At 69.9% G+C, this 23,218-nt stretch carries 18 protein-coding genes and 1 pseudogene; 14 read left to right on the forward strand and 5 right to left on the reverse strand.

Annotated features, from left to right (window positions below; genetic code table 11):
- Positions 1-212: 212 nt before the first annotated feature.
- Complete coding sequence (locus ACFY8U_RS28655; protein WP_389575412.1) at positions 213-977, reverse strand: IclR family transcriptional regulator; 765 nt, start codon at positions 975-977, stop codon at positions 213-215.
- A gap of 301 nt (positions 978-1,278) precedes the next feature.
- On the opposite strand from ACFY8U_RS28655, the gene metH reads away from it, so the two are divergent.
- From metH to ACFY8U_RS28675, 4 genes are all read left to right on the forward strand, one after another.
- A complete protein-coding gene (metH, locus tag ACFY8U_RS28660) occupies positions 1,279-4,788 on the forward strand; it encodes a methionine synthase (RefSeq protein WP_389575233.1) in 3,510 nt (1,169 codons plus the stop codon).
- A gap of 134 nt (positions 4,789-4,922) precedes the next feature.
- A complete protein-coding gene (locus tag ACFY8U_RS28665) occupies positions 4,923-5,621 on the forward strand; it encodes an HAD family hydrolase (RefSeq protein WP_389575234.1) in 699 nt (232 codons plus the stop codon).
- A gap of 500 nt (positions 5,622-6,121) precedes the next feature.
- Positions 6,122-7,711, forward strand: a complete 1,590-nt coding sequence (locus ACFY8U_RS28670) for an ABC transporter substrate-binding protein (protein WP_389575235.1) — start codon at positions 6,122-6,124, stop codon at positions 7,709-7,711.
- Positions 7,712-7,789: 78 nt separating this feature from the next.
- Positions 7,790-9,364 (forward strand): ABC transporter substrate-binding protein, encoded by a 1,575-nt coding sequence (locus tag ACFY8U_RS28675; RefSeq protein ID WP_389575236.1) that lies wholly within the window; start codon positions 7,790-7,792, stop codon positions 9,362-9,364.
- A gap of 111 nt (positions 9,365-9,475) precedes the next feature.
- Here ACFY8U_RS28675 and ACFY8U_RS28680 read toward each other — a convergent pair whose 3' ends face one another.
- Positions 9,476-10,147, reverse strand: a complete 672-nt coding sequence (locus ACFY8U_RS28680) for a response regulator transcription factor (RefSeq protein WP_361439024.1) — start codon at positions 10,145-10,147, stop codon at positions 9,476-9,478.
- A 242-nt stretch (positions 10,148-10,389) separates the two neighbouring features.
- A pseudogene (locus ACFY8U_RS28685) lies at positions 10,390-11,253 on the reverse strand (RecB family exonuclease); the annotation flags it as partial.
- A 241-nt stretch (positions 11,254-11,494) separates the two neighbouring features.
- On the opposite strand from ACFY8U_RS28685, the gene ACFY8U_RS28690 reads away from it, so the two are divergent.
- The 3 genes from ACFY8U_RS28690 to ACFY8U_RS28700 all read left to right on the forward strand — a co-directional run bounded on the left by ACFY8U_RS28690 (position 11,495) and on the right by ACFY8U_RS28700 (position 14,307).
- Positions 11,495-12,628, forward strand: a complete 1,134-nt coding sequence (locus tag ACFY8U_RS28690) for a site-2 protease family protein (protein ID WP_389575413.1) — start codon at positions 11,495-11,497, stop codon at positions 12,626-12,628.
- 18 nt (positions 12,629-12,646) lie between these two features.
- A complete protein-coding gene (locus ACFY8U_RS28695; RefSeq protein ID WP_019884997.1) occupies positions 12,647-13,534 on the forward strand; it encodes a tRNA (adenine-N1)-methyltransferase in 888 nt (295 codons plus the stop codon).
- A 197-nt stretch (positions 13,535-13,731) separates the two neighbouring features.
- Entirely contained in the window at positions 13,732-14,307 is a 576-nt protein-coding gene (locus ACFY8U_RS28700; RefSeq protein ID WP_389575237.1) for a hypothetical protein, read from the forward strand.
- A gap of 4 nt (positions 14,308-14,311) precedes the next feature.
- Here ACFY8U_RS28700 and ACFY8U_RS28705 read toward each other — a convergent pair whose 3' ends face one another.
- Positions 14,312-14,623 carry a ferredoxin gene (locus ACFY8U_RS28705; protein WP_361439018.1) on the reverse strand — a complete coding sequence of 104 codons (312 nt, stop codon included), beginning with the start codon at positions 14,621-14,623 and terminating at the stop codon, positions 14,312-14,314.
- Between the two features lie 257 nt (positions 14,624-14,880).
- On the opposite strand from ACFY8U_RS28705, the gene arc reads away from it, so the two are divergent.
- From arc to prcA, 6 genes are all read left to right on the forward strand, one after another.
- Positions 14,881-16,647: a proteasome ATPase gene (gene arc, locus ACFY8U_RS28710; protein ID WP_361601562.1), complete on the forward strand. Its 1,767-nt coding sequence runs from the start codon at positions 14,881-14,883 to the stop codon at positions 16,645-16,647.
- Between the two features lie 167 nt (positions 16,648-16,814).
- Positions 16,815-18,326 carry a depupylase/deamidase Dop gene (gene dop, locus ACFY8U_RS28715; RefSeq protein WP_361439014.1) on the forward strand — a complete coding sequence of 504 codons (1,512 nt, stop codon included), beginning with the start codon at positions 16,815-16,817 and terminating at the stop codon, positions 18,324-18,326.
- Between the two features lie 158 nt (positions 18,327-18,484).
- On the forward strand, positions 18,485-18,697 hold the full coding sequence (locus tag ACFY8U_RS28720; protein ID WP_175439096.1) for a ubiquitin-like protein Pup: 213 nt from the start codon (positions 18,485-18,487) through the stop codon (positions 18,695-18,697).
- Between the two features lie 33 nt (positions 18,698-18,730).
- On the forward strand, positions 18,731-19,009 hold the full coding sequence (locus ACFY8U_RS28725) for an endonuclease domain-containing protein (protein ID WP_389575238.1): 279 nt from the start codon (positions 18,731-18,733) through the stop codon (positions 19,007-19,009).
- Positions 18,961-19,800: a proteasome subunit beta gene (prcB, locus tag ACFY8U_RS28730; protein WP_361439010.1), complete on the forward strand. Its 840-nt coding sequence runs from the start codon at positions 18,961-18,963 to the stop codon at positions 19,798-19,800. The genes ACFY8U_RS28725 and prcB overlap by 49 nt, the downstream gene beginning before the upstream one ends.
- A 45-nt stretch (positions 19,801-19,845) precedes the next feature.
- A complete protein-coding gene (gene prcA, locus ACFY8U_RS28735; protein ID WP_361439008.1) occupies positions 19,846-20,607 on the forward strand; it encodes a proteasome subunit alpha in 762 nt (253 codons plus the stop codon).
- Positions 20,608-20,753: 146 nt separating this feature from the next.
- Here prcA and ACFY8U_RS28740 read toward each other — a convergent pair whose 3' ends face one another.
- Entirely contained in the window at positions 20,754-21,770 is a 1,017-nt protein-coding gene (locus ACFY8U_RS28740; protein WP_389575239.1) for a LacI family DNA-binding transcriptional regulator, read from the reverse strand.
- A gap of 125 nt (positions 21,771-21,895) precedes the next feature.
- Between ACFY8U_RS28740 and ACFY8U_RS28745 the strand changes: the two genes are divergently transcribed.
- Positions 21,896-23,218 carry an MFS transporter gene (locus ACFY8U_RS28745; RefSeq protein ID WP_389575240.1) on the forward strand — a complete coding sequence of 441 codons (1,323 nt, stop codon included), beginning with the start codon at positions 21,896-21,898 and terminating at the stop codon, positions 23,216-23,218.

Here is a 23,218-nt window from a genome sequence, read left to right on the forward strand (position 1 = left end):
CACTCTAGCGCGTATTGCCGGTAGGTGTTCGGCAATGCCGACCGATGAACGGAAGTTTTGCCCTCCGGTTAACAGCGCGTCAAGGGTTGCGGTAACGAAAAACCCGCCGATAACGGGATCGTTACCGACGGGTTCACCATGCCCTCCCGCGCGGGCGCGCGCCTGCTCGGAGGGGGTGGGAGCGCGGGATCGGACGCGTGGCGCGGACGCCGTCAGAAGCGCCCCGCGCCCAGGTCGCGGGAGACGGCGCGGGCGCAGTCCCGTACCGCCGCGACGAGCTCGGAGCGCAGCTCGCCGGCGTCGCAGACCCGCTCCACCGCGCCCGTGATCGCCACCGCGCCCACCGGCATCCGGCGCCGGTCGTGGATCGGGGCCGCCACCGAGGCCACGCCCTCCCAGGTCTCCTCCACGTCCGCGGCCCAGCCCCGGGCCCGGGTCATGTCGAGCAGCGTCTCGAACTCCGTGAGCTCGGTGACCGTACGGGGCGTGAAGCCCTCGCGGGGCACCTCCAGGACCTCGCTGTGCGCCACCGGGTCGTACGCCGACAGGACCTTGCCCAGGGCCGTGGAGTGCAGCGGCTGCATCGCCCCCACCTCCAGGACCTGCCGGCTGTCGTCCGGCCGGAAGACGTGGTGCACGATCAGCACGCCCTGCTGGTGCAGTACGCCGAGGTGGACGCTCTCGCCGCTGGACCGCGCCAGGTCGTCCGTCCAGACCAGCGCCCGCGCCCGCAGCTCGTGCACGTCCAGATAGCTGTTGCCCAGGCGCAGCAGCTCGGCGCCCAGCTGATAGCGGCCCGAGGCCGCCTCCTGCTCCACGAAGCCCTCGGCCTGCAGCGTGCGCAGGATGCCGTGAGCCGTCCCCTTGGCCAGGCCCAGGGACGAGGCGATGTCGGAGAGACCGAGTCGGCGCTCGCCGCCCGCGAGCAGTCGCAGCATCGCCGCCGCCCGTTCAAGCGACTGGATGTTCTTCGCCATCGCCCGGCCCTTCTCCCTGTCCATTGATGTCCCGATCCCCGGTCTCCGGTGGATCCTCGGGGAACAGGATCGCTTGGATCATGCTGTTCGACAATGCTGAACACTATCGGTCGATGCCGACCGATCTTTACCTACACAGTGTCGGGCATGAACGGCCGCGACCGGGAGCCCCGGGACACAGGATGCCGTCCGCCCACTGGAACGCGATGTCCACCCCGGCATCCACGCGGTTAGTCTGGCTCCGTGCACCCTCCACCGAGCGTGCAAAGCCGACAGCCGTCGCATCCCAGGGAGCTCATCCATGGCCTCGTCGCCGACCCCTTCCGCTGACAGCCGGACCCGCGCCGCAGCCCTCCGCGAGGCACTCGCGAACCGGGTGGTCGTGGCCGACGGAGCCATGGGCACCATGCTCCAGGCGCAGGACCCCACTCTCGAGGACTTCCAGAACCTCGAGGGCTGCAACGAGATCCTGAACGTGACCCGGCCCGACATCGTCCGCTCGGTGCACGAGGAGTACTTCGCCGCCGGTGTCGACTGCGTGGAGACCAACACGTTCGGCGCAAACTTCGCCGCCCTGGGGGAGTACGACATCCCCGAGCGGGTGTACGAGCTGTCGGAATCCGGCGCCCGTATCGCCCGCGAGGTCGCCGACGAGTTCACCGCCTCCACCGGACAGCAGCGCTGGGTGCTCGGCTCCATGGGGCCCGGTACCAAGCTGCCGACCCTGGGCCACGCCCCGTACACCCTGCTGCGCGACGCCTACCAGCAGAACGCCGAGGGCATGCTCGCCGGCGGCGCCGACGCGCTGCTCGTGGAGACCACCCAGGACCTGCTGCAGACCAAGGCGTCCGTCATCGGCGCCCGCCGCGCCCTGGACGCGCTCGGTGCCGACGTACCGCTGATCGTGTCGGTCACGGTCGAGACCACGGGCACCATGCTGCTCGGCTCGGAGATCGGCGCCGCGCTGACCGCGCTCGAGCCTCTCGGCATCGACATGATCGGCCTGAACTGCGCCACCGGCCCGGCCGAGATGAGCGAGCACCTGCGCTACCTCGCCCGCCACTCCCGTATCCCGCTCTCCTGCATGCCCAACGCCGGCCTGCCCGTCCTCGGCAAGAACGGCGCGCACTACCCGCTGACCCCGGTCGAGCTCGCCGACGCCCAGGAGACCTTCGTCCGCGAGTACGGACTGTCCCTGATCGGCGGCTGCTGCGGTACGACCCCGGAGCACCTGCGCCAGGTCGTCGAGCGGGTCCGTGACCTCACCCCCGGCGTCCGTGACCCGCGCCCCGAGCCCGGCGCGGCCTCGCTCTACCAGACGGTCCCGTTCCGCCAGGACACCTCCTACATGGCGATCGGCGAGCGCACCAACGCCAACGGCTCCAAGAAGTTCCGCGAAGCCATGCTCGACGCCCGCTGGGACGACTGCGTCGAGATGGCGCGCGACCAGATCCGCGAGGGCGCGCACATGCTCGACCTCTGCGTCGACTACGTCGGCCGGGACGGCGTCGCCGACATGGAGGAGCTGGCCGGCCGCTTCGCCACCGCCTCGACCCTGCCGATCGTCCTCGACTCCACCGAGGTCGACGTCATCAAGGCCGGTCTGGAGAAGCTCGGCGGGCGCGCCGTCATCAACTCCGTCAACTACGAGGACGGCGACGGACCGGAGTCCCGCTTCGCCAAGGTCACCCGTCTGGCCCAGGAGCACGGCGCCGCGCTCATCGCGCTCACCATCGACGAGGAGGGCCAGGCCCGCACCGTCGAGAACAAGGTCGCCATCGCCGAGCGGCTCATCGACGACCTGACCGGCAACTGGGGCATCCATGAGTCGGACATCCTCATCGACACCCTCACCTTCACCATCTGCACCGGACAGGAGGAGTCCCGCAAGGACGGCATCGCCACCATCGAGGCGATCAGGGAGCTCAAGCGGCGCCACCCGGACGTCCAGACCACGCTGGGTCTCTCCAACATCTCCTTCGGTCTCAACCCGGCCGCCCGCATCCTGCTCAACTCCGTCTTCCTCGACGAGTGCGTCAAGGCCGGCCTCGACTCGGCGATCGTGCACGCCTCGAAGATCCTGCCGATCGCCCGGTTCGACGAGGAGCAGGTCAGCACCGCGCTCGACCTGATCTACGACCGGCGTGCCGAGGGCTACGACCCGCTGCAGAAGCTGATGGCCCTCTTCGAGGGCGCGACCACCAAGTCCATGAAGGCCGGCAAGACCGAGGAGCTCCTCGCCCTGCCGCTGGAGGAGCGCCTCAAGCGCCGCATCATCGACGGCGAGAAGAACGGCCTGGAGGCCGACCTCGCCGAGGCCCTGCAGGAGCGCCCCGCCCTCGACATCGTCAACGAGACGCTGCTCGACGGTATGAAGGTCGTCGGCGAGCTGTTCGGCTCCGGTCAGATGCAGCTGCCGTTCGTGCTCCAGTCCGCCGAGGTCATGAAGACGGCCGTCGCCTACCTCGAACCGCACATGGAGAAGACGGACGCCGACGGCAAGGGCACCATCGTGCTCGCGACCGTCCGCGGCGATGTCCACGACATCGGCAAGAACCTCGTCGACATCATCCTGTCCAACAACGGCTACAACGTGGTCAACCTCGGCATCAAGCAGCCGGTCTCGGCGATCCTGGAGGCCGCGGAGGAGCACCGCGCCGACGTCATCGGCATGTCCGGTCTGCTGGTGAAGTCGACCGTGATCATGAAGGAGAACCTGGAGGAGCTCAACCAGCGTGAGCTGGCCGCCAAGTACCCCGTGATCCTCGGTGGCGCCGCCCTGACGCGCGCCTACGTCGAGCAGGACCTCCACGAGATCTACCAGGGCGAGGTCCGCTACGCCCGTGACGCCTTCGAGGGCCTGCGGTTGATGGACGCGCTCATCGCCGTCAAGCGCGGCGTCCCCGGGGCCGTACTGCCCGAGCTCAAGCAGCGCCGCGTCGCCAAGCGGGACACCCCGGCCCTCCCGGTGGAGGAGTCGGAGCCGGCGGGCCGTTCCGACGTCGCCGTCGACAACCCGGTGCCCACCCCGCCGTTCTGGGGCACCCGCGTCAGCAAGGGCATCCCGCTGAAGGACTACGCGTCCTGGCTGGACGAGGGCGCCCTGTTCAAGGGCCAGTGGGGGCTCAAGCAGGCCCGTGCGGGCGGTCCGACGTACGAGGAGCTGGTCGAGACCGAGGGCCGGCCCCGGCTGCGCGGCCTGCTGGACAAGCTGCACACGGAGAACCTCCTGGAGGCGGCCGTCGTCCACGGCTACTTCCCCTGTGTCTCCAAGGGCGACGACCTGATCATCCTCGACGAGGCAGGCAACGAGCGGACCCGCTTCACCTTCCCGCGCCAGCGCCGCGGCCGCCGCCTGTGCCTCGCGGACTTCTTCCGACCCGAGGAGTCCGGCGAGACCGATGTCGTCGGCCTCCAGGTCGTCACCGTCGGCTCGAAGATCGGCGAGGCCACCGCCAAGCTCTTCGAGTCCGACTCCTACCGCGACTACCTGGAGCTGCACGGACTCTCCGTGCAGCTGGCAGAGGCCCTCGCCGAGTACTGGCACGCCCGCGTCCGCGCCGAGCTCGGCTTCGCGGGGGAGGACCCGGCCGACGTCGAGGACATGTTCGCGCTCAAGTACCGCGGCGCCCGCTTCTCGCTCGGTTACGGGGCCTGCCCCGACCTGGAGGACCGGGCGAAGATCGCGGATCTGCTGGGCCCCGAGCGGATCGGCGTCCAGCTGTCGGAGGAGTACCAGCTCCACCCCGAGCAGTCCACCGACGCGATCGTGATCCACCACCCCGAGGCGAAGTACTTCAACGCGCGGTAACACCCGCACCGGGAGCAAATCAGGGCACCTTCGGTGATCCGGACGTACACTGGTCGGTCCAGTGCAGGCCGGTCGCCCTACCCCGTACCGGGGAGGGAGACCGGCCTTCTCGTCCCTCCATGGAGGTGTGCCGGATGACCAGTACGGTCCCCGCGTCCTTGTTCCGCGCCAATGGAAGCTCCGCCCTGCAGGCGGTCTTCCTCGACATGGACGGCACCCTCGTCGACACCGAGGGGTTCTGGTGGGACGCGGAGGTCGAGGCATTCGCCGACCTCGGACACCGGCTGGACGAGGCCTGGCGCGACATCGTGGTGGGCGGCCCCATGACCCGCAGCGCGGGCTACCTCATCGAGGCCACCGGCGCCGACATCACGCTCCCCGAGCTCACGGTCCTGCTCAACGAGAAGTTCGAGCAGCGCATCGCCCGGGGCGTGCCGCTGATGCCGGGCGCAGAGCGGCTCCTCGCCGAGCTGGCGCACCACAACATCCCGACCGCACTGGTCTCCGCCTCGCACCGCCGGATCATCGACCGGGTCCTCGCCTCGCTCGGCCGTGACCGCTTCACCCTCACGGTGGCCGGCGACGAGGTGCTGCGTACCAAGCCCCACCCCGAGCCGTATCTGGCCGCGGCGAGCGGGGTCGGCGCCGATCCGGCGCTGTGCGCCGTCATCGAGGACACCGCGACGGGCGTGGCGGCCGCCGAGGCCGCCGGCTGCCGGGTGGTGGCCGTCCCCTCGGTCGCCCCGATCGCGCCCTCGGCCGGCCGGGTCGTGGTCCGCTCCCTGGAGGACGTGGACGTGCCCTTCCTGCGGACGCTGATCACCGGTCCGTGATCCGGGCGGTGGTCCCGTGCCGGTGCGCCGCCGGCCCTGCCCCTGACCTGTCCGTCCCTCTGTGACCGGCCATCCATGGAACAGGACCGGCCATCCGCGGAACGGCCGCACGCGTGACCTTCGTCACCCAGCGTGCCGGGTCGCGGGTGGCCGCTCCGCGCCCCATGTCCGTAACGCCAGGGTTTGACCGTCGGCCTCTGTCCCGATTCGCACGGTCCCTGCTGAATCGTTCCCGCGCATGACTATCGGGCTCACCGTATTCATGATCACTATCCGCATCCGGACGCGCCCGCCCGCGGTCGGGCGTCTCGGCGTCTCCCACTAATCTTTCGCGAGTACTTCGCCGCACCATCCGCGTGCACCGGCGCCGCATCCAAGTCGCCGTGAACACAGGACCGATCGCTCACCATCCCGGCCCGATCGCCCGCCCGGAACGGGCGGAAGCGGCGGAGTGTCCGTACTGCGCTGTATCCCAGTGCCGGATGAGGAGAACTCCCCGGATGAACCGCAAGACCTTGGCCCTGCCGGCCGTCGCCGGTCTGCTCGCCCCGCTGCTCGTCGCCTGCGGCGGCTCGGACGAGTCCAGAGCCATCGTCGTCGGCACCACGGACCAGTTCGTCGCCACCAGCGAAGCTCCCGCGCCCTTCGACCCGGCCTTCGCCTACGACACCGGTGCCTGGAACATCCTCCGGCAGACCGTCCAGACCCTGATGCACGTGCCCCGCGGCGGCGGCGAGCCCGTCCCCGAGGCCGCCGAGAGCTGCGGCTTCAGCGACCGGGCCAGCGAGAGCTACCGCTGCAAGCTCCGCGAAGGACTCACCTTCGCCGACGGCACGCCCCTCACCGCCGAGGACGTGAAGTTCTCCGTCGAGCGGGTCCTCGCCATCAAGTCCGACAACGGCACCGCGGCCCTCCTCGCCAACGTGGACACCATCGAGACGAACGGCGAGCGCGAGGTCGTCTTCCACCTCAAGACCCCCGACGCGACCTTCCCGTACAAGCTCTCCACCCCGGTCGCCGGCATCCTCAGCAAGACCAAGTACAGCGCCAAGAAGCTCCGCGAGGGCTTCGAGGTCGACGGCTCCGGCCCGTACGTCATGAAGACCGAGCGTGACGGCGAGCGCATCCTCAAGGCCGTCTTCACGAAGAACCCGCACTACAAGGGCGACATCGCCCTGAGCAACGACAAGGTCGAGCTGCGCTCCTTCCCCGACGCGGACGTCATGGGCAAGGCCCTGGAGAGCCGCGAGATCGACATGATGACCCGCTCCATGTCGCTCGACCAGGTCAAGTCGCTCACCGAGAAGCCCAAGGACGGCATCGAGCTCACCGAGGTCCCCGGCCTGGAGATCCGCTACCTCGCCTTCGACACCGACGCCCCGTCCGTCAAGGACAAGGCCGTCCGGCAGGCCATGGCGGCCGTCATCGACCGCGGGGCCATCGTCAACACGGTCTACGGCGCGACCGCCCAGCCGCTCTACTCGCTGATCCCCTCCAGCGTCACCGGCCACTCCACCGCCTTCTTCGACGCCTACGGCGAGCCCAGCAAGAGCCGGGCCGCCGGCATCCTGCGCAAGGCCGACATCACCGCCCCGGTCGCGCTCACCCTGCACTACACCACCGACCACTACGGCTCCGGCACCAAGACGGAGTTCGAGGCGCTGCGCGACCAGCTCAACGCCACCGGGCTCTTCGACGTGACCGTCAAGGGCAGCGAGTGGTCGACCTTCCGGCCCGCCCAGAAGCGCGGCGACTACCCCGTCTACGGCCTCGGCTGGTTCCCCGACTTCCCGGACCCGGACAACTACGTCGCCCCCTTCCTCGACGCCGACAACTTCCTGAACACCCCTTACGTCAACGCGTCCGTACGCGACCAGTTGATCCCCCGCTCCCGCCGCTCGGCCGACCGCAGCGCCGCGAGCCCCGTCTTCGGACAGATCCAGAAGATCGTCGCCCAGGACGTGCCGGTCCTGCCGCTCTGGCAGGGCAAGCAGTACGTCGCCGCCCGCGACGACCTGACCGGCGTCGAATGGGCGCTGAACACCTCCTCGGACCTGCTCCTCTGGGAGCTCGGCCGCGGCAGCGCCTAACCTTCCTCAACCCGTTCGGCTACACCGGTCGCGCACCCGCGCGCGACCGGCCTGGCAAGAGATCAAGAGGCACGTTCTGTGAAGCACAACAAGTGGCTGACGGCCCCCCTCGCCGCGGGCCTGTCCGCCGCCCTGCTCAGCGGCTGCGGCACGGAGCAGGGCGGAGGCGCCGCCGGCTCCGGGGACAACGTCCGCGTCGGCATGTCCGACGAGGTGCTGGCCACCGACCCGGCCGCCGGCTACGACCCCGGTTCCTGGCTGCTCTTCAACAACGTCTTCCAGTCCCTGCTCAGCTTCCCCAAGGGCACCACCGAGCCCCAGCCGGAAGCGGCTGAGAACTGCGCCTTCGCAGGGGGCAGCAAGGTCTACACGTGCACCCTGCGCGAGGGCCTGAAGTTCTCCAACGGCAACCCGCTGACCTCGAAGGACGTCAAGTTCTCCTTCGACCGCGCGCTGAAGATCGCCGACCCGGCCGGCCCGGCGCCGCTGCTCTCCTCGATCGCCTCCATCGAGACCCCCGACGACCTGACCGTCGTCTTCCGTCTGAAGACCCCCGACGCCACCTTCCCGAGCAAGATCGCCTCTGGCGCGGGCTCGATCGTGGACCACCGCGAGTACGACGGGAACGGGCTGCGCACCGACGGCAAGGCGGTCGGCTCCGGCCCGTACAAGCTCGACTCCATCAGCGACACCGAGGCCGTCTTCTCGGTCAACGCCGACTACCGGGGCAGCGCCAAGCCGCAGAACGGCGGTGTCACCCTCAAGCTCTACAACGGTGACCGCGCCGCTCTCTCCAAGGCCCTCGCCGCCGACGACGTCGACGTCGCCTACCGAGGCCTCAACGCCGACGACATCGCCGCTCTCGAAGCCACCGCGGACGACAAGGGCATCGAGGTCGTCCAGGGCACCAGCGCCGAGGTCCAGCACCTCGTCTTCAACGTCAAGGACCCCGTCGTCGGCAAGCTCGGCGTCCGCCAGGCGATCGCCCACCTCGTCGACCGCGAGGCTCTCGTCCAGGACGTCTACAAGTCGACCGCCACGCCGCTCTACTCGATCGTCCCGGCGGGCATCGCCGGCCACAACACCGCCTTCTTCGACACCTACGGCAGCCCCGACGCCGCCAAGGCCAAGAAGGCGCTGCGCAAGGCCGGCATCACCGACAAGGTGAAGCTCACCCTCTGGTCCACGCCGAGCCGTTACGGCCCCTCCACCGACCAGGAACTCAAGGCGATAGCCGGACAGCTCAACCGCAGCGGCCTGTTCGAGGCCGATGTGAAGTCCGTCGAGTACGAGCAGTACGAGAAGGACATCGAGGCCGGCAAGTACGGCGTGTACGTCAAGGGCTGGGTGCCCGACTACCCGGACGCCGACAACTTCACCGCGCCGTTCTTCGGCGAGGGCAACGTCCTCGGCAACAACTACACCAACGCCACCATCAGCGGCAGCCTGCTCCCGAAGACCGCCGCGGCCGCCGACCGCGCCGGCACCGGCCAGGACTTCGGCAGGCTCCAGGACCTGGTCGCCGAGGAGCTGCCCCTCCTGCCGCTCTGGCAGGGCAAGCAGTACGCCGTCGCCCGGGAGGGCGTCACGGGTCTCGACTGGACCCTGGACGCCTCGACCGTCTTCCGCTTCTGGGAGATCAAGAAGGGCTGACGGGGCCACCCGGAGGCGCGCGGCGCCACGGTGCACCGTCCCGCGGCGCCGCGCGAAGGGGCCCGGCACGCATCACGCGTGCCGGGCCCCTTTCTGTCGTGTCGTCAGCCGCTACTGCGCGCCGGGGCGGACCAGACCGCTCTCGTACGCGTACACCGCCGCCTGGACCCGGTCGCGCAGGCCCAGCTTCGTCAGTACATGGCCCACGTGCGTCTTCACGGTCGTCTCGCTGACGAACAGATCCGCCGCGATCTCCGCGTTCGACAGCCCACGTGCCACCAGTTTCAGGACCTCGACCTCACGGTCGGTCAGGGTGTTGAGCGTGTCCGGGACCTGCTCGTCGCCCGAGGGCAGGTGCGCGGAGTACTTGTCGAGCAGCCGGCGCGTGATCGACGGCGCCAGCATCGCCTCGCCGGCCGCCACCACCCGGATCGCCTGCACCAGTTCGTTGGCCGGCGCATCCTTCAGGAGGAAGCCGCTGGCGCCCGCCCGCAGCGCCTCCACCACGTACTCGTCCAGGTCGAACGTGGTCAGGACCAGCACCTTCGCCGGACCGTCCCGCCCCGGGCCCGTGATCTGGCGCGTCGCCTCGACCCCGTCCATCCGCGGCATCCTGATGTCCATCAGCACCACGTCGGGCTGGAGCGCCCGCACCTGGTCGAGGGCCTGCAGACCGTCCCCGGCCTCACCGACGACCGCGATGTCCTGCTCGGCCTCCAGGATCATCCGGAAACCGGTGCGCAGCAGCGGCTGGTCGTCGACCAGTAGGACGCGGATAGCCACGGACAACTCCTTCACGGCGCGGGCTGGACCGGGTCCATTCTGCCCTGCCCCGAATCGCCCGACTCCGGCGGGCGCGCGGAAACGATCTCGCCCCGGATCTCCTCCTGGATCTCCTCCCGGGTCTTCTCCCCGATCTCCTCCAGGGTCTTGTCCCCGACCTCCTCCAGGGTCTTGTCCCGGACCTCCTCACGGGCCACCTCGCGGGCCGCCTCCGGGACCGCCGCACGGGCCGCCTCCGGGGCCCCTTCCCGTGATGCCTCCGGGATCGCTCCTCGGATCTCCAGTGGGTACACCGGGGGAGTCCCGCCGAACTCCGGGCAGACCGCCTGGTGGTCGCACCAGCCGCACAGCTTCGTCGGACGCGGCCGCCACTCGCCCGTCTCCGTCGCGAGCCGGATCGCCTCCCACAGCGCCAGCAGCTTCCGCTCCACCCGCAGCAGGTCCGCCTCCACCGGGTCGTACGTCAGCACGTCACCGCTGCCCAGGTACACCAGCTGCAGACGGCGCGGGATCACCTGCTTCAGCCGCCAGATCACCAGCGCGTAGAACTTCATCTGGAAGAGCGCGCCCTCGCTGTACTCCGGGCGCGGGGCCTTCCCCGTCTTGTAGTCGACGATCCGCACCTCGCCGGTCGGCGCCACGTCGATCCGGTCGATCACCCCGCGCAGCCGCAGCCCCGAATCGAGCTCCGTCTCGACGAACAGCTCACGCTCCGCCGGCTCCAGGCGCGTCGGGTCCTCCAGCGTGAACCACCGCTCCACCAGCCGCTCGGCCTCGACCAGCCAGCGCGACAGCCGCTCACCCTCAGCGTCCTCCGCGAACAGCTCACCCAGCTCGGGCCGCGACTCCAGAAGCCGGTCCCACTGCCCCGGGATCAGCGCCTTCGCCCGCGGCGCCGTCCGCTCCACCGCGGGAGCGTCGAAGAGCCGCTCCAGGACCGCGTGCACCAGCGTGCCCCGCGTCGCCGCCTCGCTCGGCTTCTCCGGCAGCCTGTCGATCACCCGGAACCGGTACAGCAGGGGACACTGCATGAAGTCGCTCGCCCGCGAGGGCGACAGCGACATGGGTGCCCTGGCCCCCACGGGCGGCTGCTCGCTCGTACTCATGACACAGACCCTACGACCCGCCACCGACAGCGAGCCGAATACCATCGACGCCGGACCCCGTCACGCTGCATGATCGAAGAGTGACGCACGACAGCGGTCGGGCGGAAGGCTACGAGAGGAACCCGTGAACCAGGACGACGAGCGCGGCGAGAAGAAGCGGCCGCGGTCCGGCGACCCGGAACCGCCGGCCAACGCCGACGCCCGCACCCGGCGGAGCGAGGAACCCGGCGGAGGGATCCTCATGGGCCGCCCCTTCGGCGTGCCCGTCTACGTCGCGCCCAGCTGGTTCCTCGTCGCCGCCCTCATCACCTGGGTCTTCGGCGACCAGATCCAGCGCGTCCTGCCCGACCTCGGCGCCGCCCGCTACCTGGTCTCCCTCTTCTTCGCGATCGCCTTCTACGCCTCCGTGCTCGTCCACGAACTGGCCCACACCATCGCCGCGCTCCGCTTCAAACTCCCGGTGCGCCGCATCCAGCTCCAGTTCTTCGGCGGAGTCTCCGAGATCGAGAAGGAGACGGAGACCCCCGGCCGCGAGTTCGTCCTCGCCTTCGTGGGCCCCCTGCTCTCCCTGGTCCTCGCGGGCGTCTTCTACCTCAGCATGTACGCCGTCGAACCCGGCACGGTCCCCGGCGTCCTGCTCGCCGGCCTGATGATCTCCAACCTGATCGTCGCGATCTTCAACCTGCTGCCAGGGCTCCCGCTCGACGGCGGCCGCATGCTGCGCGCCGTCGTCTGGAAGATCACCGGCAAGCCCATGACCGGCACCGTCGCCGCCGCCTGGGTCGGCCGCGCCCTCGCCGTCGCCGTCCTCATCGGCCTTCCCCTCCTCACCCGCACCGGCCTCCTCGGCAACTCGACCGACGAGATCAGCGGTATGGACACCGTCACCGACGCCCTGCTCGCCGCGATCCTGGCCGCCATCATCTGGACCGGCGCCGGCAACAGCCTCCGCATGGCCCGGCTCCGCGAACACCTCCCCGAGCTCCGCGCCCGCACCCTCACCCGGCGCGCCATCCCCGTCGAGCCCGCCACCCCGCTCTCCGAGGCGCTCCGCCGCGCCAACGAGGCCGGGGCCCGCGCTCTCGTCGTCGTCGACGGCCAGGGCAGCCCCACCGGCCTCGTCCGGGAGACCGCCATCGCCGGCGTCCCCCAGCACCGCCGCCCCTGGGTCGCCGTCAGCACGCTCGCCCAGGATCTCACCGACGGCATGAGGGTCCCCGCCGAACTCACCGGCCAGCCCCTCCTCGACCACCTCCGCGCCAGCCCGGCCTCCGAGTACCTCGTCGTCGAGGAGAGCGACGAGATCTACGGAGTCCTCTCCGCCGCCGACGTGGAGCGCGCCTTCGTCAAGGCCATGGCACGACCCTCCGCATAACCCCGGTACTCTGGTCACATGTCCGAACCGACCGGTGCCGCCCGCCGTCGCGGGCCCTTCAAGGTCGGGGACCAGGTCCAGCTCACCGACCCCAAGGGACGCCACTACACGTTCACGCTCGAGGCCGGGAAGAACTTCCACACCCACAAGGGTTCCTTCCCCCACGACGAGCTGATCGGTGCTCCCGAGGGCAGTGTTGTCCGTACCACGGGAAACGTCGCCTACCTCGCGCTGCGCCCCCTGCTCCCCGACTACGTCCTGTCCATGCCCCGCGGCGCCGCCGTGGTCTACCCCAAGGACGCGGGGCAGATCCTGGCCTTCGCCGACATCTTCCCCGGCGCCCGCGTCGTGGAAGCGGGTGTGGGATCGGGGTCTCTCAGCAGCTTCCTCCTGCGGGCCATCGGAGACAGCGGCATGCTGCACTCCTACGAGCGCCGCGAGGACTTCGCCGAGATCGCCAAGGGCAACGTCGAGCGCTACTTCGGCGGTCCGCACCCCGCCTGGCAGCTGACCGTCGGCGACCTCCAGGACAACCTGTCCGACACGGACGTCGACCGCGTCATCCTGGACATGCTCGCCCCCTGGGAGTGCCTGGAGGCCGTCTCCAAGGCCCTCGTCCCCGGCGGCATCCTCTGCTGCTACGTGGCGACCACCACCCAGCTCGCGCGCACCGTGGAGTCCATCCGCGAGTTCGGCTGCTACGCCGAACCGCAGCCGTGGGAGTCCATGATCCGCAACTGGCACGTGGAGGGCCTGGCGGTCCGCCCCGACCACCGCATGATCGGGCACACCGGCTTCCTCGTCACCGCCCGGCGCCTCGCCGACGGCGTCGAGCCCCCCATGCGCCGCCGTCGCCCCGCCAAGGGCGCGTACGGCGAGGATTACGAAGGCCCCAACAAGGGCTGACGGCCCTCAGGGCTGACGCCCCGACAACGAACGCGTGCCGCCGTCGAGTTCCGCCCCCAGGGCAGGGAACTCGACGGCGGCACCTTCACGTTCGGCATCTTTGCGCAGAGCCCGCACCCCGCCTGTTCCGCCCGCCTGTGACGTGTGGCACGATGCCCGCAACTCCTTCCGCACCGCCCTCACAGGAGACATCCCGCGTGCAGCCCCCCGCCGTCCCGGACCTCGCGCACACCCACGCCCGGCCGGTGCACTGGCTGGCCACCGCGACCGCGATGGCCGCCGTCGTGGCCGCCGCCGGACTGCTGCAGCCCGGCCCCGCCACCGCCACCACCGCCGCCGCCTCGGGCGGCGGCCCGGCCGCCGTACGGCCCGCGCCCGACGCCGCGACGGCCGACTATCCGCTGGAGTGCGGGGGAGCCCCCGTCAAGATCGCGCAGCGCGCCTCCGGGGACCTCGACGGCGACGGAAACCCCGAAACCGTCGCAGTCGTACACTGCGAAGCCGGTTCGGGCACGCCGCCCCACGCCCTCTACGTCCTGACCCACGCCAAGGCCGGCCCGGGCGCGCGCGTGGTCGCGACCCTCGTCGAGTCCACCCAGCAGAAGAACGTCACCGATCTCGCCGTACGCGACGGAGCGGTGACCGCCACTCTGCTCGGCTACTCGTCCCCGGACGTACCGAGTTGCTGCCCCGACGAGCAGGAACGCGTCAGCTGGCGATGGAAGGGCGGAACCTTCGTCCGGGCCGCCCAGTCCGACGCGCGCAGCGTGTGATCCGTCACTCCGCGTCAGGGCCGTAGACCTCGACCCTGTCCGAAACCCGGCGTACGTGGATGCAGTCGCCCGGGCACTCCTTCGCGGAGTCCACGACGTCCTGGAGCAGCGGCAGCGGCACCGGCGTCGTCGCCCCGGCGTCCTGCAGCAGCTCGTCGTCCGCGCTCTTCACGTACGCGAGGCCGTCGATGTCCAGCTCGAAGACCTCCGGAGCGTACTGCGCGCAGATCCCGTCCCCGGTGCAGAGATCCTGGTCGATCCAGACCTCCAGCGCCTCGCCGGCGCCCTGCGTCGGGGCCTCGTGCTGCACGGTCATGTCTCCTGCCGTTCCTGAGCGTCGAAAAAAGAGATCGTTCTTCTAAGTCCGGCCAAGCCTGACGGGTGTTGACCACTGACGACGATACAACCGGCTGCTTTCCGATGTTGATGGGTGGGTATTCACCTGGCGTGAGGGGAAGCGCAAGGGTGAAGATCGGACACACCCCGACAGTCTTTGTGATCTAGGGGTTTCAATCACCACCCACGCAGGTAGGGTCAGGAAGCGTCCAGCTCCCCTTGGAGGAGGTGAGGACCGTGGCAGCCCACGACGACGACATCAACCGCGGCATCCGGCCGGGGCGGGGGTCTGAAGACCCCGCCGGCCAGGTTGCCTATCTCGAGCAGGAAATCGCCGTCCTGCGCCGCAAGCTCGCCGACTCTCCGCGTCATACGAGGATTCTCGAAGAGCGGATCGTCGAGCTGCAGACAAACCTGGCCGGCGTGTCCGCGCAGAACGAGCGGCTCGCGAACACACTCCGTGAGGCCCGCGACCAGATCGTGGCCCTCAAGGAGGAGGTCGACCGGCTCGCGCAGCCGCCGGCCGGCTTCGGTGTCTTCCTGCACGCCAACGAGGACGGCACATGCGACATCTTCACCGGGGGCCGCAAGCTCCGGGTGAACGTCAGCCCAAGCGTCGAGCTCGACGAGCTCCGGCGCGGCCAGGAAGTCATGCTCAACGAAGCGCTCAACGTGGTCGAGGCCATGGAGTTCGAGCGGGCCGGGGACATCGTCACCCTCAAGGAGATCCTCGAGGACGGCGAGCGCGCCCTGGTGGTCGGGCACACCGACGAGGAACGGGTGGTCAGGCTCGCCGAGCCGCTGCTGGACATCACCATCCGCCCCGGCGACGCCCTGCTGCTCGAACCCCGCTCCGGCTACGTCTACGAGGTCGTGCCGAAGAGCGAGGTCGAGGAACTGGTCCTCGAAGAGGTCCCGGACGTCGACTACAACAAGATCGGCGGCCTCGGCGGCCAGATCGAGATGATCCGGGACGCGGTCGAGCTTCCGTACCTCTACCCGGACCTCTTCAAGGAGCACGAGCTCCGGCCGCCGAAGGGCATCCTGCTCTACGGTCCGCCCGGCTGCGGCAAGACGCTGATCGCGAAGGCCGTCGCCAACTCCCTTGCCAAGAAGGTCGCCGAGGTGACCGGGCAGCCCGCCGGGAAGTCCTACTTCCTGAACATCAAGGGACCCGAGCTCCTCAACAAGTACGTCGGTGAGACCGAGCGGCACATCCGCCTCGTCTTCCAACGTGCCCGGGAGAAGGCGAGCGAGGGCACCCCCGTCATCGTCTTCTTCGACGAGATGGAATCCCTCTTCCGCACCCGTGGATCCGGAGTCAGCTCGGACGTCGAGAACACGATCGTCCCGCAGCTGCTCGCCGAGATCGACGGCGTGGAAGGCCTGGAGAACGTCATCGTCATCGGCGCCTCCAACCGCGAGGACATGATCGACCCCGCGATCCTGCGGCCCGGCCGGCTCGACGTCAAGATCAAGATCGAGCGCCCGGACGCCGAGGCCGCGAAGGACATCTTCGCGAAGTACCTCACGGCCTCGCTGCCGCTGCACTCCGACGACCTCTCGGAGCACCACGGCTCCAAGGAGGCCGCGGCCCACGGAATGATCCAGTCCGTGGTCGAGCAGATGTACGCGGAAACCGAGGAGAACCGCTTCCTCGAGGTCACGTACGCCAACGGCGACAAGGAAGTCCTGTACTTCAAGGACTTCAACTCCGGAGCGATGATCCAGAACATCGTCGACCGGGCCAAGAAGATGGCCATCAAGGCCTTCCTCGACCACAACCAGAAGGGCATCCGCGTCTCCCATCTCCTCCAGGCCTGCGTGGACGAGTTCAAGGAGAACGAGGACCTGCCCAACACCACCAACCCGGACGACTGGGCCCGGATCTCCGGAAAGAAGGGCGAGCGGATCGTATTCATCCGCACCCTCGTCACCGGAAAGCAGGGCGCGGACACCGGACGCTCCATCGACACGGTGGCCAACACCGGTCAGTACCTCTAGATCGCACACCGGCTGCGGAGGTCCGGACCCACGGACCTCCGCAGCCGGACGCTTTTCCCCGCAGGAATGACGTAATCGATCTCCCCACCGGCGCGGAGTCGCTCTAGGCTCGTCGGTACTTGTAGCGCCGCACCCGATGGGGAGCGCCGCCGGGCAAGGAGGGCCGCATGACCGTACGGCGAGTAATGGGCATCGAGACGGAGTACGGGATCTCCGTTCCGGGCCACCCGAACGCCAATGCCATGCTCACCTCGTCCCAGATCGTCAACGCCTACGCGGCGGCGATGCACAGGGCGCGCCGCGCCCGCTGGGATTTCGAGGAGGAGAATCCGCTGCGGGACGCCCGTGGCTTCGACCTCGCCCGCGAGGCCGCCGACTCCAGCCAGCTCACCGACGAGGACATCGGCCTGGCCAACGTGATCCTCACCAACGGCGCCAGGCTCTACGTCGACCACGCCCATCCCGAATACAGCGCCCCCGAGGTCACCAACCCCCGTGACGCCGTCCTCTGGGACAAGGCCGGCGAACGGATCATGGCGGAGGCCGCCGAGCGGGCCGCCCAGCTCCCCGGTGCCCAGCCCATCCACCTGTACAAGAACAACACCGACAACAAGGGCGCCTCCTACGGCACCCACGAGAACTACCTGATGAAGCGGGAGACGCCCTTCTCGGACATCGTCCGCCACCTCACCCCCTTCTTCGTCTCCCGCCAGGTCGTCACCGGCGCGGGACGGGTCGGCATCGGGCAGGACGGCCGCGAGCACGGCTTCCAGATCAGCCAGCGCGCCGACTACTTCGAGGTCGAGGTCGGCCTGGAGACGACTCTGAAGCGGCCCATCATCAACACCCGCGACGAGCCGCACGCGGACGCCGAGAAGTACCGCCGGCTCCATGTGATCATCGGCGACGCGAACCTCTCGGAGATCTCCACCTACCTCAAGCTGGGCACGACGGCCCTGGTCCTCTCCATGATCGAGGACTCGTTCATCAACGTGGACCTCGCCGTCGACCAGCCCGTCCGCACCCTCCACCAGGTCTCCCACGACCCCGGCCTCCAGTACCTGATCACGCTGCGCAGCGGTCGGACACTCACCGCCGTCCAGCTCCAGATGGAGTACTTCGAGCTGGCCAGGAAGTACGTGGAGGAGCGCTACGGCGCGGACGCCGACGAGCAGACCAAGGACGTCCTGGTCCGCTGGGAGGACACCCTCAACCGGCTCGAGAACGATCCGATGAGCCTCGCCGGCGAGCTGGACTGGATCGCCAAGCGGGAGGTCATGGAGGGCTACCGGCGGCGCGACGGCCTCGACTGGGACGCGGCCCGGCTGCACCTCGTGGACCTCCAGTACGCCGACGTACGCCCCGAGAAGGGCCTGTACAACCGTCTGGCGGCCCGGGGGCGCATGAAGCGGCTCCTGGACGAGACCGAGGTCGAGAGGGCGGAGACGAAGCCTCCGGAGGACACCAGGGCCTATTTCCGTGGCCGCTGTCTGGAGCAGTACGCGGACGATGTGGCGGCCGCTTCCTGGGACTCCGTGATCTTCGATCTGCCCGGCCGTGACTCCCTCCAGCGGGTGCCGACCCTGGAGCCCCTGCGGGGCACCAGGAACCACGTGAAGGAGCTCCTCGACCGGTGCAGGACGGCCGAGGAACTGGTGCGTGTGCTGTCCGGCAATTGATCGACGGCCGCTGCGCGGCTGAAATGGCCGGCCACTGGGAATCATGGGACTAGTGCCCGGACGTTGTAGCAAACTGCGGGGCCGATGTCAGACCTGGCTTGTAGGGTCTGATCTTGAGAGACCCAACCGAGCGGGCCGATTCGAGCGGGGTGAGGGATATGGCGACCAAGGACACCGGCGGCGGACAGCAGAAGGCGACGCGTTCCACGGAGGAGGTCGAGGAGACGACCGCGGAGGCGAGCTCCGACCTCAAGGAACGCCAGGAGAAGCTGAGCGACGACGTGGACTCCGTCCTGGACGAGATCGACGACGTCCTGGAAGAGAACGCTGAGGATTTCGTGAGGTCCTTCGTGCAAAAGGGCGGACAGTAGGCCATCTGACCTTCGAATCGAAGGCGGGGGTGGGTGACTCATCGGGTCACCGGACGGTGCGGGCCACGGCGCCCGCACCGTCCCGTCACAGCGAGGTACCGAGCGTGCGCGCGGGCCGAAAGCTCCCCCGAAGCCGATGTGGATCACCGTCACGAGCCGGGTAGGGTCCGTGACGTACCGTGCTTCAACTGCAACGCGGCCAACGGCATGCCGGGAGACGAACCCGGTCCGCGTCGGGCCATCTCATCCTTGGAGGGACACGCGTGGAAGCCAACACTCGTAGCACCGGGCGTCTACCAGCTGCCTTCCTGACGCCGGGCTCGTCTTCATTCATGGACTTCCTCTCCGCCCACTCGCCGGAGATGCTCCCGGGCAACCGGAAGCTGCCGGAGGGTGTCGTCGAGGCGCCGCACGGCACCACGATCGTCGCCGTGACCTTCCCCGGTGGTGTCGTGCTCGCCGGTGACCGGCGGGCGACCATGGGCAACATGATCGCGCAGCGCGACATCGAGAAGGTGTTCCCGGCCGACGAGTACTCGGCCGTGGGCATCGCCGGCACCGCCGGCCTGGCCGTCGAGATGGTCAAGCTGTTCCAGCTGGAACTGGAGCACTTCGAGAAGGTGGAGGGCGCGACGCTCTCCCTGGAGGGCAAGGCGAACCGCCTGTCCACCATGATCCGTGGCAACCTCGGCATGGCCATGCAGGGTCTGGCCGTGGTGCCGCTCTTCGCCGGCTGGGACGAGGGCAAGGAGAAGGGCCGGATCTTCTCCTACGACGTGACCGGAGGCCGCTCCGAGGAGCACGGCTTCGCCGCCACGGGCTCCGGTTCGGTCTTCGCCCGCGGATCCATGAAGAAGCTGTACCGCCCCGACCTCACGGAGGAGCAGGCCACCACGCTGGTCGTCCAGGCGCTGTACGACGCCGCCGACGACGACTCGGCGACCGGCGGCCCGGACCTGTACCGCCGCATCTTCCCGATCGTCACCGTCATCACCGACGAGGGCTTCCGCAGGCTCACCGAGGAGGAGTCCTCCTCGCTCGCCCGCTCGGTCACCGACCGGCGCCTGGAGCAGCCGGACGGCCCGCGCGCGGCCCTGCTCTGACCACTCGTCGTCTGTAGATTCCCAGAAGAAAGGGACGGGTAGCCGGTGTCGACTCCGTTCTATGTCTCACCCCAGCAGGCCATGGCCGACCGGGCGGAGTACGCCCGCAAGGGCATCGCCCGTGGCCGCAGTCTGGTCGTCCTGCAGTACACCGACGGCATCGTGTTCGTCGGCGAGAACCCGTCGCGCGCGCTGCACAAGTTCAGCGAGATCTACGACCGGATCGGGTTCGCCGCCGCGGGCAAGTACAACGAGTACGAGAACCTCCGCATCGGCGGCGTTCGCTACGCCGACCTGCGGGGCTACACCTACGACCGGGACGACGTGACGGCCCGGGGCCTGGCGAACGTCTACGCCCAGACGCTGGGCACGATCTTCTCCAGCGCCGGCGAGAAGCCGTACGAGGTGGAGCTGGTCGTCGCCGAGGTCGGTGAGGACCCCGAGGGCGACCAGATCTACCGGCTGCCGCACGACGGCTCGATCGTGGACGAGCACGGCTCGGTCGCGGTCGGCGGCAACGCGGAGCAGATCAGCAGCTTCCTCGACCAGCGGCACCGCGACGGGATGTCGCTCGCGGAGGCGCTGAAGCTGGCCGTGCAGGCCCTCTCGAGGGACACCAACGGCAGCGAGCGGGAGATCCCCGCGGAGCGCCTGGAGGTGGCCGTCCTCGACCGCAAGCGTCCGCAGCAGCGCAAGTTCAAGCGGATCGTCGGGCGTCAGCTCGTGCGCCTCCTGGAGGCGGACAACGCGGCGATCGCGAAGACGGACGACCCGTCCGACGAGATCGTGGAGGACTCGGAGGAGTAGAACTCCGGGAGAACATGACGAAGGCCAAGGCCCCGGTCCACAGACGTGGACCGGGGCCTTCGACGTGGCCGCTCGCTCGGCGCCGTGCCTGCTCTGCTCGGCGCCGACCGTGCGGCCGGCCCGTCCGCTCGGGCCGGGCTGTCCGCTCAGGCCGGTGCCGGGCCCGAGGACCCGCGTGCCCTGAGCGTGACCGGGAGGCCGCCGGGCTCGGGGCTCTCGCCCGCCAGGACGGCCAGCAGCGCGGCCATGCCGCGCTCGCCGATGTGCTCGGCGGGCAGCCGGACCGTCGTGAGCTCCGGCTCCACCGCGGTCGCGAGCGCCAGGTCGTCGAAGCCCGTGACCGAGATGTCCTCGGGGACGCGCAGGCCGAGGCGGCGCGCCGCCTTGCAGGCGCCGGCGGCGAGGACGTCGTCGTCGCAGATCAGGGCCGTGGGGCGCGGCCCGGGGCCGGTGAGGGCGCGTTCGGCCGCCGCGCGGGCGCCGTCCACGTCGAGGGGCGCGCGGACGGTCCGTACGTCGGCGTCGCGCAGCGCGTCGGCGAGGGCCGCCGCGCGGACGTCGAAGGTCCAGGAGGGCACCGCCGAGGCCAGATGGACGAAGCGGCGGTGGCCCAGGCCCCGGAGGTGGGCGGTGACCTGCCGCATCCCGTCGGCGATGTCGAGGTTGACGTGGGCGGCGGCCCCGGTGTCGGAGGGGTCGCTGTCGAGCATGACCAGCGGCAGGTCGGTGCCGTGGAAGGCCTTCAGGGCGTCGGCGGCCATGGACGAGGCGATGATGCCGTCGAGCGCGGCCCGTGCGGAGGCGAAGGGGTCCTTGGCGGGGCCCACGCCGTCGGGGGAGGGGTAGAGCACGACGCCGAAGCCGTGACGGGCGGCGACCGTGGCGGCGCCGGTGTAGACCCGGGCGAAGAACTCGTTGGTGAGGGCCGGGACGACGAGCAGCGCCGTCCGCGTGCGTCCGAGGCGCAGATTGCGAGCGGCGAGATTCGGCCGGTACCCGAGCGTGCGGGCGGCCTCCCGTACGGCGTCGGCGGTGCGTTCCGAGACCCGGCCGCGCCACTTGTCGCCGAGGACCAGGGAGACGGTGGCCTGCGACACCCCGGCGGCCCTGGCGACGTCCCGACTGGTGGGCCGTGCCGAGCCGGGGGACTCTGGGGTCTGCACTCGTGCCTCCGCGAGAGGTGGTCGCTGCCCGCGAGGTGGACCCGTGGGATCCCGCCATGGTACGTATGACCCGAGACGTTATACGTAAAACCTCGGGGGCGGGCACCGGGGGAGAGGAGACGGACATGGCCAGCGAGGCCAAGGAGAGCCGCGGCTACCGCGACATACTCAGGGCGCCGCACGCGCTGCGCCTGCTCACCGGCACGCTCGTCGGCCGGCTCCCCAACGGCACCGGGCCCATCGCCATCGTGCTCTTCGTCCGCTCCGAGGGAGGCAGCTACAGCCTGGCGGGCGGGCTCACCGCCGCGTACGGCATCGCCACCGCCGTCGGACAGCCGCTCCTCGGCCGCGCCGTCGACCTCAAGGGCCAGCCGCGCGTCCAGCTCCCCGCCGCGCTCGTCTCCGCCCTCGGCATGATCGTCCTGGCCGTGGCCGGAATCAGCCCCCTCGTGCTCGCCTACGCGGCGGTCGTGGTCGCCGGACTCTTCACCCCGCCCCTCGAAGGCGGACTGCGCGCCCTGTGGCCGAGCGTCCTCGGCCGCGAGGACCGGGTCCACCGGGCCTACGCCCTGGACGCCGTGGCCCAGGAGGTCATGTTCACCGTCGGCCCCTTGCTGGTGACCCTCCTGGTCGCCCTCTGGTCGCCCGCCGCCGCCCTGCTCGTCATCAACGTCCTCGGCGTCCTCGGGGCGCTCTCCGTGGTCCTCTCCGAGCCCTCGCGCGCGTGGCGCTCGGAGCCCCGCGAGGCGCACTGGCTCGGCGCCCTGCGCTCGCCCGGCCTCCTGGCCCTGCTCGGCTCCTTCTTCTTCGTCGGACTGGCCCTCGGCTCCATCACCGTCGCAGGCCTCGCCTACGCCGACGACCAGGGCAACGAGTCGGCGTACGGCTGGCTGATGGCCGCTCTCGGCCTCGGCGCGCTCATGGGCGGCGTCCTCTACGGCGCCCGCCGCTGGGCCGGAAGCCCCGAGCGGAGGCTGACGGTCATCATCGGCCTGCTCGCCCTCGGCTACCTGCCGCTCATGCTCACCCCCGGTGTCCTGCCGATGACCGCCCTCGCCGCGCTCTCCGGCGTCTTCCTCGCCCCCGCCCTCGCCTGCGGCTTCATCGTCGTCGACCGGCACGCCCCCAGCGGCACCGTCACCGAGGCCTTCTCCTGGCTCGTGACCACCTTCGGTGTGGGCGCGGCACTGGGCTCCGCCGTCGCCGGACCGGCCGTCGAACTCGCCGGAACCACGGCGGGCTTCGCCGTCGCCGGAGCCGGTGGCACGGTGGCCCTCCTGGTCCTCCTGGCCACCGGCCGGGTGCTCGCCGTGCCCGGCCGCGGCGTGCGACACGCCGTCAGCGCGACCACGGGCGGGGCGGGCCGCACCGAAAAGAACACGCACTCATCGGAAAATGATCGAAACGGGGCTGTCGAACCCGGTTTCAGCTCAGGCCATCAGGCGTAA

This window comes from Streptomyces sp. NPDC012508 (assembly GCF_042902595.1).
Taxonomy (GTDB): Bacteria; Actinomycetota; Actinomycetes; order Streptomycetales; family Streptomycetaceae; genus Streptomyces.

Bases quoted from the DNA above. Each gene is read 5' to 3' on its own strand.
- ACFY8U_RS28655 (WP_389575412.1), bottom strand. From the start codon at position 977: ATGGCGAAGAACATCCAGTCGCTTGAACGGGCGGCGGCGATGCTGCGA.
- metH (WP_389575233.1), top strand. From the start codon at position 1,279: ATGGCCTCGTCGCCGACCCCTTCCGCTGACAGCCGGACCCGCGCCGCA.
- ACFY8U_RS28665 (WP_389575234.1), top strand. From the start codon at position 4,923: ATGACCAGTACGGTCCCCGCGTCCTTGTTCCGCGCCAATGGAAGCTCC.
- ACFY8U_RS28670 (WP_389575235.1), top strand. From the start codon at position 6,122: ATGAACCGCAAGACCTTGGCCCTGCCGGCCGTCGCCGGTCTGCTCGCC.
- ACFY8U_RS28690 (WP_389575413.1), top strand. From the start codon at position 11,495: ATGGGCCGCCCCTTCGGCGTGCCCGTCTACGTCGCGCCCAGCTGGTTC.
- ACFY8U_RS28695 (WP_019884997.1), top strand. From the start codon at position 12,647: ATGTCCGAACCGACCGGTGCCGCCCGCCGTCGCGGGCCCTTCAAGGTC.
- ACFY8U_RS28705 (WP_361439018.1), bottom strand. From the start codon at position 14,623: ATGACCGTGCAGCACGAGGCCCCGACGCAGGGCGCCGGCGAGGCGCTG.
- dop (WP_361439014.1), top strand. From the start codon at position 16,815: ATGACCGTACGGCGAGTAATGGGCATCGAGACGGAGTACGGGATCTCC.
- ACFY8U_RS28720 (WP_175439096.1), top strand. From the start codon at position 18,485: ATGGCGACCAAGGACACCGGCGGCGGACAGCAGAAGGCGACGCGTTCC.
- ACFY8U_RS28745 (WP_389575240.1), top strand. From the start codon at position 21,896: ATGGCCAGCGAGGCCAAGGAGAGCCGCGGCTACCGCGACATACTCAGG.